Origin of the sequence: Paucilactobacillus kaifaensis (genome assembly GCF_005405145.1) — a bacterium.
In the GTDB taxonomy this organism is placed as follows: domain Bacteria; phylum Bacillota; class Bacilli; order Lactobacillales; family Lactobacillaceae; genus Paucilactobacillus; species Paucilactobacillus kaifaensis.
This window is the reverse complement of the sequence record NZ_BJDM01000001.1, coordinates 176998-194490: the sequence shown is the minus strand read 5'-3', so window position 1 is coordinate 194490 and position 17493 is coordinate 176998. Positions and strand designations below refer to the sequence as shown.

Sequence of the window (17493 nt, the reverse complement as noted above, 5' to 3'; positions counted from 1 at the left end):
ATGAGAGGAGTAGCCCTTTATTCCCTAATCTAACAATGATAAAATGAAGCTTAATCGTCAGGTATAAAATTTACCTGACAACATTCTAACTGGAGATGAAAATATGAAGGCCACTGAATTAGCAGAAATCCTTCAAACAAATCACGAGGATAAACAAAAACTGCAAGGACTTGAATTTACAGATTTAACTCAAGACACTCGTAAGATCACGCCCGGATGTTGTTTTGTTGCCATCAAAGGATTAAATTTTGACGGCCACGAACACGTCCAAGAAGCGGCCGATGCAGGTGCAAAGTTAATCATTGTACAGCGCCCGGTTGAGGTTACCGGTACAGTGACTGTCATTACTGTTCCCGATACTTATAAAGCACTAGCACAAATTAGTGCTCGTTTTTTTGACGATCCTAGCGCTGCTATGACTATGTTTGGCGTTACTGGAACCAATGGTAAAACTACAATTACTCATTTAATCAGTAAAATTTTAGATGACCATGGTAGTACTACTGGTATTATCGGTACCATGTACAATAAAATTGGTAAACAAAAACTACCAACTATTAATACCACGCCAGATCCACATACCACTCAAAAATTGCTACGTGAGATGGCTGACCAAGGAGTTATGGAATGTGCCATGGAGGTTTCTTCAATCGCATTGGTTCAAGGTCGCGCTTGGGGCGTTGATTTTGATACCGCTGTTTTTACTAACCTAACTGAAGATCACCTAGACTATCACAAAACAGTTGAAAACTATTTTGATGCTAAAGCACTTTTGTTCTCACAGCTAGGCAATAGCTATCATAGAAATCAAAAGCCAAAAACAGCTGTGATTAATATTGATGATCCATATGGTCGTCGTTTAATTGAAAAAACAGCTGCCAACGTTCTAACTTACGGCACTCATGGCCAGGGTATTTTACAAGCTAAAAATATTAAAGTTACCAGTCATGGAACTAAATTTGATTTACAAATTTATGGTCAAACTTATCCGGTTCATTTACAGTTAATGGGTGATTTTAACGTTTACAACGCCTTAGCTGCATTTGGAGCAACTTACGAACACGGCTTAACACCTGAAGAAATCATTAAATCACTTGAAACAGTAAAAGGGGTCCGTGGTCGGTTCCAAGTCGTTCCAAACGACCAAGATGTGACGGTTATTGTAGATTATGCACATACACCAGATGGTTTAAAAAATGTCCTCAATACAATTAATGCATTCGCAGATAAACGCGTCTTCTGCGTTGTTGGTTGTGGTGGCGACCGTGAAACCGAAAAACGTCCTATAATGGCTAAAATTGCGGTTAATAACGCAACAGATGCCGTCTTTACATCTGATAATCCACGAACAGAAGATCCTGAATCAATTCTTGATGAAATGGTTGCTGATCTATCTACTAAGGATTACACACGTAATTCAGACCGTCGCGAGGCAATTTATTTCGCATTAACTCAGGCACAGCCAGGAGATGTTGTCTTGATTGCTGGTAAAGGTCACGAAGATTATCAAATCATCGGTACTACTAAACACCATTTTGATGACGTTGAAGTCGTTAATGACTTTTTTAATGAACAAAAATAGTTTTTTAAATTTAGGAGCAAACTATAGATGACAAACTTTTGGAAAAACTACCGCGGAACTATTTTATTGTTGATTGGACTTATCTTGGGCGGCTTAGCTGGAGTTATTTGGGGCACAAAAGTTAATGTTGTTAAACCATTTGGAGACCTATTTTTAAATCTAATGTATATGATTTTGATCCCATTAGTATTTTTTAGTATCTCCTCAGCGATTGCTAACATGACAGAAATGAAACGGCTAGGTAAAATTTTGGTCACAACCCTGATCGTTTTTTTATGTACTGCATTAATTGCTGCGATTTTAGGTTATTTAGCCGTCGTGATTTTTCGCCCAATCAATAGTGTCGATATGGCTAGTATTCAACACATGATGGGTCATGTTAAAGGTGACGGTGCCAGCAATACCTCGGGATTGGAACGACTGGTTCAAACTTTTACAGTTGACGATTTTAATAAAATATTATCCAAAAATAATATGCTATCGTTAATCGTAGTGGCTATTTTTACAGGTATCGCAACATCAACGTCAGGAAAAGCAGCTGAACCGTTTGCCAAAGTTTTGGCAGCTGGTAATGTTGTTACAATGAAAATTGTTGAATATATCATGTACTATGCCCCGATTGGATTAGGCTGCTTTTTTGCCACCGTCATTGGTAATTTAGGATCTGAAATGGTAACCACTTACTTGCGAACTTGGATTGTTTACTTGGGCTTTGCTGCTTTCTATTTCTTTATCGTAATGAGTGGCTATGCATTTGTTGCCGGTGGTCGCAATGGATTCAGGATTTTTTGGAAAAACATCGGTGCTCCTGCAATTACTGCAATTGCTACCAGTTCTTCTGCCGCTTCAATTCCTGTTAACCTTGAATATACCAAAAAAATGGGTGTGACACCTGATATTGCAGAAACTGTAATTCCACTAGGAGCTAATACCCATAAAGACGGATCCGTTGTGGGCGGAATTTTAAAAGCTACCTTTTTGTTTGTTTTATTTGGTCGTAATATTACAACCCCTGAAAATGCACTACTAATTATCGCTGTTGGTTTCTTAGTTGGGGTAGTAATGAGCGCCATTCCGGGCGGTGGTTTTGTGGCTGAAACTGTTATTATTACAGTCTTTGGTTTTCCTATGACTGCTTTGCCATTAATTTTGATTATCAGTGAAATCATTGATATTCCAGCTACCTTGCTCAATTCATCAAGTAACACAACTGCTGGGATGTTAGTTACCCGGTTTGTAGAGGGTAAAAATTGGCTAAATAATTATTTAACAGCTCATTAATGATTTCCGGAAAAAAGGAGATAATAAAATGAAATATCGTACTTTAGGCAAAACCAATTATCAGGTTAGTGAAGTTTCATTAGGCACGTGGCAGTTAGGTTCTAAATGGGGCGATCCGTTTGATGAACAAGATGCAATGCAAACTTTGGAAGAAGCGTATCAAGCTGGTGTTAATTTCTTTGATACAGCTGATATTTATCAAGATGGTAATAGTGAACAGGCAATTGGCAAGTTTCTAGCTACCCATCCCGATCGTCATATTTATGTCTCCACCAAATGTGGCCGAGGATTGGAACCACACGCCGTCAGCAATTATTCTAAAGAAAACATTGAAGCCTTTGTTAATCATTCACTCAAAAACTTAGGTACAGAAAGTTTAGATTTAATTTTATTACACTGCCCACCAACTGATGTCTATTATAAAAAAGAAGTTTTTGATACTTTGGATGCCCTCAAAGCTGCAGGAAAGATTAAACATTATGGTGTTAGCGTTGAACGGATCGAAGAAGCGATTAAGGCTTTAGATTATGATATCTCGGCTGTCGAAATTATTTTCAATATTTTTCGGCAAAAACCAGCCGATCTATTCTTTAAATTAGCCAAGCAACATAATATTGGTACAATTATTCGCGTTCCGCTTGCTAGTGGTTTATTGACTGGTAAATATACGCTAAACACAAAGTTTGGAAAAAATGATCACCGCACCTTTAATCGTCATGGTGAAGCATTTGACAAAGGTGAGACCTTTGCTGGCGTCGATTACGAAACAGGCGTCAAGGCAGCTAACCAATTAAAAGAAAAACTTGGCTCTGATAATTTAGCGCAGACAGCACTCCGTTGGATTCTAATGTTTAGTGAAGTATCAACAATCATCCCTGGAGCAAGTAATGCTAAACAAATCGCATCAAATACTGGTGCAGCCGAATTACCAGCTTTGAGCAATGAACAGATGGGAATCTGCAAAGATATTTATCAGCAGTACTTTGAACCTGTTGTTAAGTATGAATGGTAGAAAATAGAGTGTCTAACCATGAGTTTAGTCATTAGTGATATTATAGGGAACAATAGTTGCTTGCTCATAATTTGAGTGATCGACCGTTGTTCTTTTTTACGCTACGTAAATAATTAGACACGTTTTAGCAATCGAATTTAAGCTAAGTGATATACTTATCGAAATGAACCCAAAAGAAGGCTTGAAAAATGGAATTTAACGAAGCATTAATGCGCCGCCACGCGATTAGATCATATACTGATCAGCCCGTCTCAATCAAAGACCTCAAAGCCATTGTTGCTCAGGCCCAAAAGAGTCCGTCGTGGGTTGATTCACAACCGTGGAAGGTCTACATTGCCACCGGTAAAACAGTTAAAAAGTTAGCACAACAACAAGCGGATCTTGAGAATCAAGGAGTTGCCAGTCATTCAGAAATTCCAACACGTCATCGTAAAGATTGGGCTCAAATGCCGCGTGAAAATATGGCTATCAATTCGAAACGAAAAGCTGATTGGGCAACAGAGCACAATGATGACTACGATCATTACCAAAAATATCTTTACAATGCCCCTGCAGTTATCTATTTAACAATTGCGAAAAATTCACCAGATTGGTCAAAATTTGATTTAGGAATGTTTGCATCTACTCTGATGCTGAGCGCTTCGGCAAAAGAAATCGATTCAATTCCATCTTATGCACTAGTAAAATATCCAGAATTAGAACGCGCCGCCTTGGACATTCCTGAAGATGAAACAATCTTTATTGGAATTGCTCTAGGGTATCAATCAGATTCGCTTTTAAATCAATACCGGTCGCAACGTTCTAAGCTAGACGATATTTTAGTTATCAAAGATTAGGCGTTGCTTCTCACTCTTTGATGTTTTCATGTAATATTCAATTTTAATCTTATCTAAATCACGATATGAGCTAGTCTTATTGATTAACAATGCTCACAGCCACAGAAGTTTCCATGTAACTAACAATAAAATCCCGCATATCCTTCAAAAAACTAAGGATATGCGGGATTTTATTGTTACATTCAGACTTCTAATCGCGGCTGTTCACACTCTAACTAATTTTAGCGATTCGTCCTTGTTGAATATAAACACTTAAAATCGCAATGTCAGCTGGATTAACACCACTAATTCGTGAAGCCTGTGCAATTGTTTCCGGTTGAATCTTCTTCAACTTTTGGTGTGCTTCGGTTGCTAAACCATCAATGGCATCATAATCAATTTGGTCAGGAATTTTTTTTGCTTCCATCTTCTTTAATCGTTCCACTTTTTGTTCAGCTTTTTTAATGTACCCCTCGTACTTAACCTGAACCTCAATTTGTTCGATAATTCGATGATCTAAGGAAACTTCTGGTGCTGGGATAAACTTCAATAGATCTGCATAAGTAACTTGTGGTCGTCGCAAAAATTCAATTGCTAAAATACCATCTTGCAGGGGTTTTTCTCCTCGTGCTGCAACAAACGCGTTTACATCATCAGTTGGCTTAATGCGCACATTGGCCAGCCGGTTCTCTTCGTTTGCAATCGCTTCTTTTTTAGCTTCAAATCGAGCTAATCGTTCGTCGCTAATTAAACCAAGCTCATGGCCTTTTTCAGTTAAACGTAAATCGGCATTGTCATGACGCAAAATCAAACGATACTCGGCCCGGCTGGTTAATAATCGATATGGTTCATTGGTACCCTTGGTAACCAAATCATCAATCATGACACCAATGTAAGCATCTGAACGTTTCAGCGTAAATTGACCCCGATCTAGCGCCCGCAAACCTGCATTGATTCCAGCAATAATTCCCTGACCAGCGGCTTCCTCATAGCCTGATGTTCCGTTTGTTTGCCCCGCAGTATAAAGATTTTTAACTAGCTTAGTTTCTAGGGTTGGTCGTAATTGATATGGTGCTACGACATCGTACTCAATTGCATATCCTGGACGCATCATTTCGGCGTTTTCGAGGCCTTTAATTGAGTGAATAATCTTCTGTTGGATTTCCTCTGGTAATGATGTTGAGAGCCCTTGTAGGTACCATTCTTCCGTATCTCGGCCTTCTGGCTCTAAGAACAATTGATGTCGTGGCTTATCCGCAAAGCGGACAACCTTATCTTCAATAGATGGACAGTATCGTGGGCCTACGCCTTCAATCGTACCTGAAAACATTGGTGCCCGATCTAAATTAGCACGAATCAATTCATGAGTAGTCTCATTGGTGTAAGTCAACCAACAAGATAACTGATCCTTTAACAGTAAGTAATTGCTGTCAGGAGTTTCAAAACTAAAATGATTGGGCTCTTCATCCCCGGGTTGTTCCTCTGTTTCATCGTAATTGATTGTTGTTCCATCAACACGAGGTGGTGTTCCCGTCTTAAAGCGTTCCAATTCGAATCCTAATTGTTCCAAATTTTCAGATAACTTCATGGCCGGTTTAGAGTTATTAGGACCAGAAGAATACTGGAGTTCACCGATAATAATTTTACCGCGTGCGGCAGTTCCTACTGTTAAAACAACACTTTTGGCGGAATAATGAGCCCCAGTGTTTGTAATGACACCTTTACAAACCCCATCTTCAACAATTAGTGAATCAACTGTTGCTTGCCGTAGTGTTAGATTGGGTTCACGTTCAAGCGTCCGCTTCATTTCAGTATGATAAGCATATTTATCTGCCTGCGCTCTTAGTGCGCGGACAGCAGGACCCTTACCAGTATTAAGCATCCGCATTTGAACGTAAGTTTTATCAATATTGCGACCCATTTCACCACCTAAGGCATCAATTTCCCGAACCACAATTCCCTTAGCCGGTCCACCAACTGATGGATTACAGGGCATAAAAGCAACCATATCCAAACTGATAGTCACTAATAACGTTTTATTGCCCATTCTAGCAGCTGCTAGCGCCGCTTCACTACCCGCATGACCAGCACCGACAACGATGACATCATAATCATTTCCTTTGTAAGGTAAAGCTTGATCCATTTTCATTCTCCTCTAACGTTAACTAGTTTACTTTCCTAAACAAAACTGACTAAATAGTTGATCTAGTAACTCATCTTGGTAGCTATCGCCGGTAATCTCTCCCAGTAAATCCCAACAACGAGTCATGTCAATTTGAACTAAATCAACAGGCATCCCTGCCGCAATTCCCGTTTGAACATCCTTGAGCGCATCACTCGCTTGGTGTAGCAAACCAATATGACGAGCATTAGTTACCATTACACTACCTTGATTACTTTCAATACCTTCATTGAAAAATAGATGACTAATTTTTTTAGCTAATTCGTCCATCCCAGCATTTTGTAAAATTGAAGTTTCGATAATTTCATCGGCGTTCACAAACTCGGTCAATTCATCCCGACTTAATTTTTTAGGTAAATCTGTTTTATTCAAAATAATAATTCGTTTTGTATCAGCCGTATCAGCCAATAACTCACGATCTTCTTTGGTTAAAGCTTCACTACTGTCCAATAATAATAAAACTAAATCAGCCGTTCCAATTGCTTTACGACTACGTTGAACTCCAATTTTTTCAATTTGGTCCGTTGTCTGGCGAATACCGGCCGTATCAATTAATTTGAGGGGGACACCATTTACATTAACGTATTCTTCAATTACATCACGAGTCGTACCAGCAATGTTGGTGACAATAGCTTTATCTTCGTGCAACAGGCGGTTAAGCAAACTGGACTTTCCTACGTTTGGTCGACCAATAATTGCAGTCGCTAAACCTTCTCGTAATACTTTTCCTTGCTTAGCAGTACTCAATAATTGCTTGATCTGCTGCTGTAGCTCTGTTGCTTTTTCCTGCAATAGTTTCGTAGTCATCGTTTCTACAGCATCATATTCCGGATAATCGATATTAACCTCAACTTGTGCCAACACATCCAAAATATCTTGCCGTAAGCTTTTGATCAAACGTGACAAGTCACCATCTAATTGGTTTAACGCTACTTTCATGGAACGATCCGTTTTAGCACGAATTAAATCCATCACGGCTTCCGCTTGTGATAAATCAATGCGACCATTCAAAAAGGCTCGCTTAGTAAATTCACCTGGTTCGGCCATCCTTGCACCATTACTCAAAACTAGCTGCAAAATTTTATTGGTCGCTACTAGCCCACCATGGCAGTTAATCTCGATTACATCTTCACGTGTATAGGTCTTTGGCGCTAACATGACGGACACCATGACTTCATCGACCTCTTTATCTGTCTCAGGATCAATAATCCGACCATAATTAATAGTGTGGCTAGCAACTTTTGCTAAGTCACGACCGTGATAAACACGCGCAGCAACTGTCAAGGCCTGGTCACCACTAATTCGAATAATCGAAATACCACCTTCACCAACTGGAGTTGAAATAGCTGCAATTGTATCAAACTCTGTCTGTTCCACGAGTTAAACTCCCTTCAATCTGAATTTCACTGCTAATAATTAATAGCAATAAAAAAAGCGCCACTCCACGCCCACAATTTGGGTCGCGGTCAAAGCACTTTCACTACTTTACCAATATTAATTTATTATAATCGTGACTATTCTAAAATGGATCGCTTAGATTGTCAATCATTACATCTCGCTAGCTGGAGCGACTACCAAACTACGACGCGGTTCATCTCCTTGCGAATAGGTCCGGACAAACTTGTTTTCACTTAACGCTTGGTGGACTTGTTTTCGCTCTAATGCTGGCATGGGGTCTAAATAAACCGCTTTTCCGGTTGCCACGGCTTCAGTCGCCGCTTGCTTGGCCACACCAACCAATACTTCCTCACGGCGCTTACGATAGTTGTCAGTATCTAAAATCACGTTCGTATGTTGCACACCATGTTGATTCAAAAAAACAACAGCCATCGTTTGCAACGAATTGATGGTTAACCCGTGATGACCAATTAATAACCCTTGTTTTTCAGTTGTCAGATTAATTTTAATTAATTGATGTTCAATCGTTAATTTAGGTTCAATTTCAATTTGCATCACATTTAAAATATCAGTTAAGTAATCAACCAAACGTTGTGCTGCCTGTTCTAACTTAAGTTGATTCTTTGCTTGGCGTTGCTTAATCTCAGCCGGGCTCAGGTCAAGTTCAACGTCATCATCTATTGCCTCTTGGTGTTCATCCACACCACCTAAGTTATCGAATTTACTCTCTTTGGCAATTTCATTAGATAACTCTGGATGCAAAAAAGCACCACCTGTATGCTGTGGTAAAATCGATTTAACTTCCACCTCGGCTTCTTGTTTGTTAATTCCCAAGAACCCCTTTTTGGCATCTTTAACAATTGTGATGTTAGCTTCGTTACGAGTTAAATGAAGTGTTTTTAATCCATTTTCAATTGCTTGTGCTGCCGTTTCTCCTGTGAAAATAGCCATTGTGGCTCCTCCTAAAACTAAGTACCATCATTTTTACTAATTTATTTAATCAATAATAATTTCATCGCTGATTATATCATTTATCATTCAGTTTAACCTACAGTTAAATTAAAAAATGCTAAACTCTCATCGGAGGCTAGCATTTTTTAATGAACATTTAACTTAAGAAGACTTTATTTATCTTCGTCTACTTTTACGTGCATTTCGTTTCGCCTTTTCAATTGCTTTACGACGTGCTTTTTCAGCTGCTTCTTTTTCAGCCCGCTCACGATTAATTTTAAATGGATTTTGAATCACAAATGTTTGGCCCACTTGAAAGGCATTCGTAACCACCCAATATAGTGAGATCGCTGATGAAATGTTCATTGCCATGAAGAAAATCATAATTGGCATAATCCATGTCATTGCTGTGGTCATACTATTTTTTTCTGGCTGAGACGCCATTGATAACCATGAACTAAAGAAGGTAAAGACGGCAGCTAAAATAGGTAAAATAAAGTACGGATCGCGATGACCTAACTCTAACCATAAAAATGATCCGCCCCGCAGCACATCTGTCCGCCAAATAGCTTGGTACAGAGCATAGATAACTGGCAATTGCACAATCAACGGTAGCATTGACGCAAACGGATTAACCCCGGCATCAGAATAAAGCTTCCGTTGCTCTTCTTGCAGTTTGCGGACTGTTTCCATATCCTTAGATGAATACTTTTTCTGCAGTGCCTTTAACTTAGGTTGTAATTCCTGTGTCTTACGCATTGCCCGTGTTTGGTAGATCATCAATGGTAAAATCACGATTCGAACAATAATGGTAAAGATAATAATTCCCATTCCATACCCACCAAAGGTATGTGCCAACCAAATAATAGCTCGCGAGAAATTATAAACGATGCCTTTATCCCATAAACCAGTACTTTGGCTATTAATTGGTTTATTGGAACAGGCAGCTAAAAACAATCCTAAAGACAAAATACTAGCAATGGTCAAATATTTTTTTAAGTGCTTTTTCACGCTTCGTTCCTCACTTTAATGCTCATCTTCGATTAGATGAGCTAACTTCAATACATGCATTAAATGTTGTTTTGTTTCCGCCATGGTCATCTGATCAGCTGACGGTCTGGCAATTACCAAAAAATCATAATTTGGCTTAATCTGTTCTTTTAGCTCTAACACTGTTTGGCGAATTCGCCGTTTAACCCAGTTACGATGAACAGCATTTCCAATTTTTTTTCCAACCGAAATCCCAATTCGAAAATGCTTTTGACCTGGTTTTTCCATTGTATACACAATGAATTTACGGTTAGCCACCGAGTTGTGGGTCTCAAAGACTCGCTGAAACTCGCTTTCTTTTTTAACCCGATATGACTTTCTCATAGTTACAATCTCCAAAATTAGCCCTATAGATATGAAAAAAGGGATTGCGACAAATCTAGTTTGTCACGACCCCTATGCAGATAATACTTTTCTGCCTTTTTGACGTCTCCGTGCTAATACACTACGGCCGTTACTTGTACTCATGCGTTTACGGAAACCGTGAACACGTGCGCGATGCCGCTTTTTTGGTTGAAATGTGCGCTTCATATTTTAGCACCTCCTAAAACAATTAGTTTGATTTTTATTAATCGAAAAGGTGATCTTTCCAAAGAATACCCACCAATCTTAGCACATTTAAAAGTGATAATAAACACCTAAAATAAATAAATAAATTTTGAGTTATCCACAATTACTTTGAAATAATCCACAGCGTTGTTTCTTTTCGTAAATTAATTTTGAGTTATCCACTGCTTTTTCCCTAGATTAATCACAAATAAACACCCTGTCGAAGAAGTTATCCACAACTATGTATAAAACAGTGGATAACTAATAAGGCCCTTGGTATCACCGACTTTTATTTCCACAAAAAATTGTGGATAACCAAGCAAAATCACGTCAGTAACAGCTTATCCACACATTGGTGGATAATTTCCACACAGCGTTGTGCAATATTACAATTAAATTTCAACAACCCTGTGGAAAACTTTTTAACGACATGCTAAACTATTTTACGTAGTTTTATTTAGGAGGAGTTATTGTGACTGATTTAGAAACACTCTGGGATACAATTAAAGAATCGTTTAAGAATGATGTTTCCAGCGTAACCTATGAAAATTTAATTGAACCAGCTAAAGCAATTTCATTAGCTAATGATCAATTAACCATTGAGTTACCAACACCATTTCATAAAGATTATTGGCGCGATTCATTAACTGATAAATTCCGCCTTTACGCCTTTGAAGCAACATCATCAAAAATCGAACCGCGCTTCATCATCGAAGCACAAGAATCAACGGCCCCCTCCACACCTGAAAACAAACCTTCTTTTAAGGTTAATACGGCGCTTAATCCTCGCTATACTTTCGATACATTTGTGATTGGCAAGGGTAACCAAATGGCCCATGCAGCTGCCCTAGTTGTTTCAGAAGAACCCGGTAAAATGTACAATCCACTCTTCTTTTATGGTGGTGTTGGCTTGGGTAAAACCCATTTGATGCATGCGATCGGTAACAAAATGACACTAACCAATAGTGAAACACGCGTTAAATATGTAACCAGCGAAGCCTTTACCAATGATTTTATCAATGCAATTCAAACTGGAACCCAAGAACAGTTTCGGCAAGAATACCGAAACTTAGATTTGTTATTAGTTGATGACATTCAATTTTTCGCTGATAAGGAGGGAACTCAAGAAGAATTCTTCCATACTTTTAATGCGCTATATGAGGAAAACAAACAGATCGTATTAACCTCTGATCGTTTGCCTAATGAAATCCCTAAACTGCAAGATCGCCTTGTTTCCCGGTTTAAATGGGGATTGTCAGTTGATATCACCCCTCCCGACCTAGAGACTCGAATTGCAATTTTGCGTAGTAAAGCTCAGGCCGACCAGATTGATATACCAAATGACACACTAACCTATATCGCAGGCCAAATTGACTCAAACGTCCGTGAACTCGAAGGTGCACTGTCACGGGTACAGGCTTATTCACACTTAAATAAAGCAATCATTACTACCAGCCTTGCTTCGGACGCACTTAAAGGTTTGAAGTTATCTGGCACCAGTGCTCTAACAATTCCATTAATCCAGGAAAAAGTTGCTGGTTATTACCACATCTCTCAAACAGATTTGAAGGGCAAAAAAAGAGTCAAACAAATTGTTGTTCCCCGCCAAATCGCGATGTACCTGTCTCGCGAGCTAACCGATAACTCACTACCAAAAATTGGTGCTGAGTTCGGTGGCAAGGATCATACAACCGTTTTACATTCAATTGATAAAATTGAAGAAATGCTCCAATCCGATCATAATTTGCAAGAGGATGTCCAAAACCTTAAAATGGAACTAAAGCCATAGCTGTGGAAAACTTTAAAAATAACTAGATAGTTATCCACAGGTAATGCACAGGGTAGATTTGTGTCTTACTCGGGCGGCCCGTTATTATCAACAGTATTAACAGGCCCTACTACTACGACTTTATTATTTATTAATTAAATTAAAACCAAATTCAACCTTCAAGGAGCAACGAACATGAAATTTACGATTAATCGAGCAACCTTCACCGCTAAGTTAAACGATGTCTTACGAGCAATCTCATCTAAAACAACAATTCCTATTTTGACAGGATTAAAGATTGACGTTAGTGATGCTGAAGTAACACTGGCCGGTAGCGATGCTGATATTACAATTCAAACTGTTTTACCAGTTAGCAACGAAAGTTTTAATTTAACAATTGAACAAACTGGCTCAATTGTGTTACCAGCACGCTTTTTTAGCGAAATTATCAAAAAGTTGCCAGATAAGTCGGTCACGATTGAAGTTAGTGATGGTTTTCAAACTCAAATCACATCAGGATCTGCTGCATTTACAATTAATGGACAAGATGCCAATAATTATCCGCACTTACCAGAAATAGAGACCACGGATGGTGTTCAATTAGCAGGAGACGTTTTACGCGAAATTATTAGTCAAACTGTTTTAGCTGTTTCAACGCAGGAAAGTCGGCCAATTTTAACTGGAATTCACCTAGTTTTAGCTGAAAGTCAATTAACGGCAGTTGCTACTGATAGTCATCGATTAGCACAACGAAAAATCGGATTACCACAGCCCGTACAACAAAACTATGACATTATCATTCCGGGAAAAAGTTTAACCGAATTATCTCGCATGATTAGTGATAATCAAGATGCTGTTGAACTAAGAATTGCAGAAAACCAAGTTCTATTTGTCTTAGGTGATACAATGTTTTATTCGCGATTACTAGAAGGTAATTACCCTGAAACGAGTCGTTTAATTCCTGAAACTGAAGATACTGCAATTGAATTAAATGCAGCTAATTTTTTGGCCGCAATTGATCGAGCATCATTGTTATCACATGAGAGTCGCAATAATGTTGTTAAATTATCGGTTACTTCTGCCGATAAATTGGCTAAGATTACTGGGAATTCTCCAGATGTGGGAAATGTTGAAGAAGCGATCACAACTAGTGAAATGACTGGGGCGGATTTAGAAATTTCATTTAACCCTGACTACATGAAAGATGCATTGCGTTCATTTGGTCAAAGTGAAATCAAGCTTTCATTTACAACTGCATTACGTCCATTTACCTTGGTGCCAACAGAAAATGCTGAGAACTTTATTCAATTAATTACGCCAGTTAGAACATATTAAGAGCCAAAATAATGAACGCCTTTTGCATTTAAAAAAGGGCGCTCTTTTTTTTCACTTTTTTGAGGGTGTTTTTAAATGTATAAATTAACAGTAACCACGTTAAAATTTAATTTTAGCGATTTTTCTTTATTTTGGTAAAAGATACCAAGAAACATTAAATGGCCTAAAATCGTTAAAATAAGCGATATTTATTTGTTTTTCACCTGTTATAACGGTATAATGGATAGGTAAATATAAAGTAGGTGATGAAGTGCAGGAACCCCAAATTGTTAAAATCGACCGTCCATTTATTACGCTAGGACAATTACTAAAAGAGCAATCAATTATTGCCTCTGGTGGTGCAGCTAAATGGTTCTTAAGTGAAAACGAAGTAATCATTAATGGTGAGATTGATCAACGGCGTGGTAGAAAATTATATGCCGGTGATCGAGTTCAAATTACCGATATTGGAACGTTTGTCATTCAAAATGAGTAGGCAGTTTAAATGATTTTAAAAGAACTTCAGCTACATAATTTTCGTAATTATGATGATTTAAGGGTGACATTTTCCCCGGGTGTCAATATTTTAATTGGTGAAAATGCACAGGGAAAAACTAACTTGCTTGAAGCCGTTTATGTACTAGCATTAACTAGAAGTCATCGCACAGCTAATGATCGAGAACTGATTAATTGGCAAGCCCATGAAGCATCGCTTAGTGGTCGAATCGAAAAACAGGGTGGCACGGTTCCCTTAGAATTAGTTTTTAGCGCTAAGGGAAAAAAGGCTAAAGTAAATCATTTGGAACAGGCTCGGTTATCCCAATATGTGGGACAACTAAACGTTATCTTATTTGCGCCAGAAGACCTAGCTATTGTTAAAGGTGCCCCGGCAATGCGACGACATTTTATGGATTTGGAATTTGGTCAGATGAGTAATAAATACTTGTATGATTCGGGCCAGTATCGCGCAATTTTGAAGCAACGAAATCAGTATCTAAAGCAGTTGCAAACAAAGCAACAACACGATCGGGTACTACTCCAAGTGCTATCAGATCAGTTGGCAGCATATGGGGCAGAAATCATTGTAGCGCGAGCGACTTTTTTAAAAAAGCTAGAAAAATGGGCGCAAGCTGTCCATGAGACTGTTTCACAAAAAAAAGAAGAATTAACATTTCAATATGTTAATCAGGTTAAACTTGATGAGAATATCAGCGTTGATGACATTTATCACCAACTATTAGATTTATATTTAACAAATGAAACTAAAGAAATCGAACAGGGGAGTACTTTGTATGGTCCTCAGCGTGACGATTTAAAATTTCTAATTAATAACAAAAATGTTCAAACATATGGTTCACAAGGACAACAACGAACAACTGCTCTATCGGTTAAGTTGGCTGAGATTGATTTAATGAAAGAGCAAACCGGCGAATATCCAATTCTTTTATTGGACGATGTGTTATCAGAATTAGATGATGAGCGCCAAACGCACTTATTAACGGCAATTCAAGATAAGGTTCAGACTTTTCTGACGACGACCAGTCTAAGTGGAATTGCACAACAACTAATTCATACGCCAACTATTTTTAATATTGACCATGGAACATTATTAAAGGAGGAGCCATAGTGAGCGATCAAAAAGAAACTAAAGCAGAACGTGCAAGGGAATATGATGCTAGCCAAATCCAGGTACTTGAAGGACTAGAAGCTGTTAGAAAACGTCCCGGAATGTATATTGGAACGACTGCATCTCAAGGACTACACCATTTGGTATGGGAAATTGTCGATAATGGAATTGACGAAGCTTTAACAGGGTTCAGTGACGAGATTACGGTTACTGTTGAAAAGGATAACAGCATTACAGTTACTGATAATGGTCGTGGGATTCCAGTTGACATTCAAGCTAAAACAGGTAAGCCAGCGCTGGAAACTGTTTTTACGATTTTACATGCCGGTGGTAAGTTTGGCGGCGGTGGATATAAAGTTTCTGGTGGGTTACATGGGGTTGGTGCTTCAGTTGTTAATGCACTGTCAACCGAATTAGATGCCCGTGTTATTCGAAATGGAAAAGTATATTACATTGACTTTGAACGTGGCCATGTTAAAACACCAATGAAAGTTATCGATGAAAAACATGAATTGGATCATGGAACGATCGTACATTTCTTGCCAGATCCAGATATTTTTCAAGAAACAACCACGTATGATATTAAAATTTTAACAACTCGGATTCGCGAATTGGCTTTCCTAAATAAGGGACTTAAGATCACAATTACCGATAAGCGACCAGAGACACCAACTAGTGAGACTTTCCATTATGAAGGTGGAATCCGTCATTATGTTGAATATTTGAATGAAAATAAAGATGTTTTATTTGATCCACCAGTATATGTTGAGGGTGAAGAAAAAGGGATCACGGTAGAAGTATCATTGCAGTATACCGATGATTACCACAGTAATTTGATGACCTTTACTAACAACATCCACACATATGAGGGTGGAACGCATGAAACTGGGTTTAAAACAGCTTTAACCCGGGTCATTAACGATTATGGTCGTAAAAATGGCTTCCTAAAACAAAACGAAGACGCACTATCAGGTGATGACGTGCGTGAAGGATTAACGGCTGTCGTTTCAATTAAACATCCCGATCCACAGTTTGAAGGTCAAACTAAAACTAAGTTAGGCAACTCAGATGCGAGAACAGCGACTGACCATCTATTTTCAGAAACGTTTAATCGGTTTATGATGGAAAATCCAGACGTTGCCCACAAGATTGTCGACAAAGGAATTTTAGCTTCAAAAGCTCGAGTTGCCGCTAAACGGGCACGTGAAGTGACCCGTAAAAAGAGTGGGCTTGAAATTAGTAATTTGCCCGGTAAGTTGGCTGATAATACTAGTAAAGATCCTGAAATCTCAGAACTATTTATTGTCGAGGGTGATTCTGCCGGTGGTTCGGCCAAACAAGGTCGCTCACGACTTACACAAGCAATCTTACCAATTCGTGGTAAAATTTTGAACGTCGAAAAAGCCAGTTTAGATAAGATTCTGGCTAATGAAGAAATTAGGTCATTATTTACCGCAATGGGAACTGGTTTTGGGAATGAATTTGATATTTCTAAGGCTAATTATCATAAGTTGATCATTATGACAGATGCCGACGTCGATGGAGCTCATATTAGAACATTGCTGTTAACCCTGTTCTATCGATTCATGCGTCCAATTGTTGATGCTGGATACGTGTATATCGCGCAACCACCACTGTATCAAGTACGTCAAGGTAAATATATGCGATACATTGACTCTGATGAAGAACTAGAGCAAGTGATGGGTTCATTACAACCCTCTCCTAAGCCTGTTATTCAACGATACAAAGGACTTGGTGAAATGGATGCAGAACAACTGTGGGAAACAACCATGGATCCAGATAAGCGCCGATTGTTGCGGGTTGAATCAGAAGATGCAATTGAAGCTGATAAAGTATTTTCAATGTTGATGGGTGATAAAGTATTACCACGACGCGAATTTATTGAAGAAAATGCAGTTTATGTCCAAAACTTAGACCTATAAACGAAACGATGAATTAAAAAG

General features: G+C 38.6%; 15 protein-coding genes. 9 read left to right on the top strand and 6 right to left on the bottom strand.

Features of this window, described 5'->3' with window-relative positions; translation table 11 throughout:
* The first annotated feature begins 103 nt into the window (after positions 1–103).
* The 4 genes from FFM51_RS00860 (at position 104) to FFM51_RS00845 (ending at position 4711) form a co-directional block, all read left to right on the top strand.
* On the top strand, positions 104–1582 hold the full coding sequence (locus FFM51_RS00860; RefSeq protein ID WP_137596776.1) for a UDP-N-acetylmuramoyl-L-alanyl-D-glutamate--2,6-diaminopimelate ligase: 1479 nt from the start codon (positions 104–106) through the stop codon (positions 1580–1582).
* A 27-nt stretch (positions 1583–1609) separates the two neighbouring features.
* Entirely contained in the window at positions 1610–2863 is a 1254-nt protein-coding gene (locus tag FFM51_RS00855; protein ID WP_137596775.1) for a dicarboxylate/amino acid:cation symporter, read from the top strand.
* 28 nt (positions 2864–2891) lie between these two features.
* A complete protein-coding gene (locus tag FFM51_RS00850; RefSeq protein WP_137596774.1) occupies positions 2892–3875 on the top strand; it encodes an aldo/keto reductase in 984 nt (327 codons plus the stop codon).
* Between the two features lie 188 nt (positions 3876–4063).
* Entirely contained in the window at positions 4064–4711 is a 648-nt protein-coding gene (locus tag FFM51_RS00845; RefSeq protein WP_137596773.1) for a nitroreductase, read from the top strand.
* Positions 4712–4922: 211 nt separating this feature from the next.
* Here the strand turns inward: FFM51_RS00845 and mnmG are convergent, their stop codons facing one another.
* From mnmG to rpmH, 6 genes are all read right to left on the bottom strand, one after another.
* Complete coding sequence (gene mnmG / locus FFM51_RS00840) at positions 4923–6833, bottom strand: tRNA uridine-5-carboxymethylaminomethyl(34) synthesis enzyme MnmG (protein ID WP_137596772.1); 1911 nt, start codon at positions 6831–6833, stop codon at positions 4923–4925.
* 27 nt (positions 6834–6860) lie between these two features.
* Positions 6861–8249, bottom strand: a complete 1389-nt coding sequence (gene mnmE / locus FFM51_RS00835) for a tRNA uridine-5-carboxymethylaminomethyl(34) synthesis GTPase MnmE (RefSeq protein WP_137596771.1) — start codon at positions 8247–8249, stop codon at positions 6861–6863.
* Positions 8250–8420: 171 nt separating this feature from the next.
* On the bottom strand, positions 8421–9221 hold the full coding sequence (gene jag, locus FFM51_RS00830) for an RNA-binding cell elongation regulator Jag/EloR (RefSeq protein WP_137596770.1): 801 nt from the start codon (positions 9219–9221) through the stop codon (positions 8421–8423).
* Between the two features lie 177 nt (positions 9222–9398).
* Positions 9399–10232 carry a membrane protein insertase YidC gene (yidC, locus tag FFM51_RS00825; RefSeq protein ID WP_137596769.1) on the bottom strand — a complete coding sequence of 278 codons (834 nt, stop codon included), beginning with the start codon at positions 10230–10232 and terminating at the stop codon, positions 9399–9401.
* Positions 10233–10247: 15 nt separating this feature from the next.
* Positions 10248–10595 (bottom strand): ribonuclease P protein component, encoded by a 348-nt coding sequence (gene rnpA, locus FFM51_RS00820; RefSeq protein ID WP_137596768.1) that lies wholly within the window; start codon positions 10593–10595, stop codon positions 10248–10250.
* A gap of 72 nt (positions 10596–10667) precedes the next feature.
* A complete protein-coding gene (gene rpmH / locus FFM51_RS00815) occupies positions 10668–10802 on the bottom strand; it encodes a 50S ribosomal protein L34 (protein WP_044010743.1) in 135 nt (44 codons plus the stop codon).
* Positions 10803–11292: 490 nt separating this feature from the next.
* On the opposite strand from rpmH, the gene dnaA reads away from it, so the two are divergent.
* From dnaA to gyrB, 5 genes are all read left to right on the top strand, one after another.
* Positions 11293–12609, top strand: a complete 1317-nt coding sequence (gene dnaA, locus FFM51_RS00810; RefSeq protein WP_137596767.1) for a chromosomal replication initiator protein DnaA — start codon at positions 11293–11295, stop codon at positions 12607–12609.
* Between the two features lie 174 nt (positions 12610–12783).
* Positions 12784–13923 (top strand): DNA polymerase III subunit beta, encoded by a 1140-nt coding sequence (gene dnaN, locus FFM51_RS00805; RefSeq protein WP_137596766.1) that lies wholly within the window; start codon positions 12784–12786, stop codon positions 13921–13923.
* Between the two features lie 250 nt (positions 13924–14173).
* Positions 14174–14398, top strand: a complete 225-nt coding sequence (gene yaaA / locus FFM51_RS00800) for a S4 domain-containing protein YaaA (RefSeq protein ID WP_137596765.1) — start codon at positions 14174–14176, stop codon at positions 14396–14398.
* A gap of 9 nt (positions 14399–14407) precedes the next feature.
* Positions 14408–15529 (top strand): DNA replication/repair protein RecF, encoded by a 1122-nt coding sequence (recF, locus tag FFM51_RS00795; RefSeq protein ID WP_137596764.1) that lies wholly within the window; start codon positions 14408–14410, stop codon positions 15527–15529.
* Entirely contained in the window at positions 15529–17472 is a 1944-nt protein-coding gene (gene gyrB / locus FFM51_RS00790) for a DNA topoisomerase (ATP-hydrolyzing) subunit B (RefSeq protein ID WP_170999530.1), read from the top strand. Before recF ends, gyrB begins: the two co-directional genes overlap by 1 nt.
* The last annotated feature ends 21 nt before the right edge of the window (positions 17473–17493 follow it).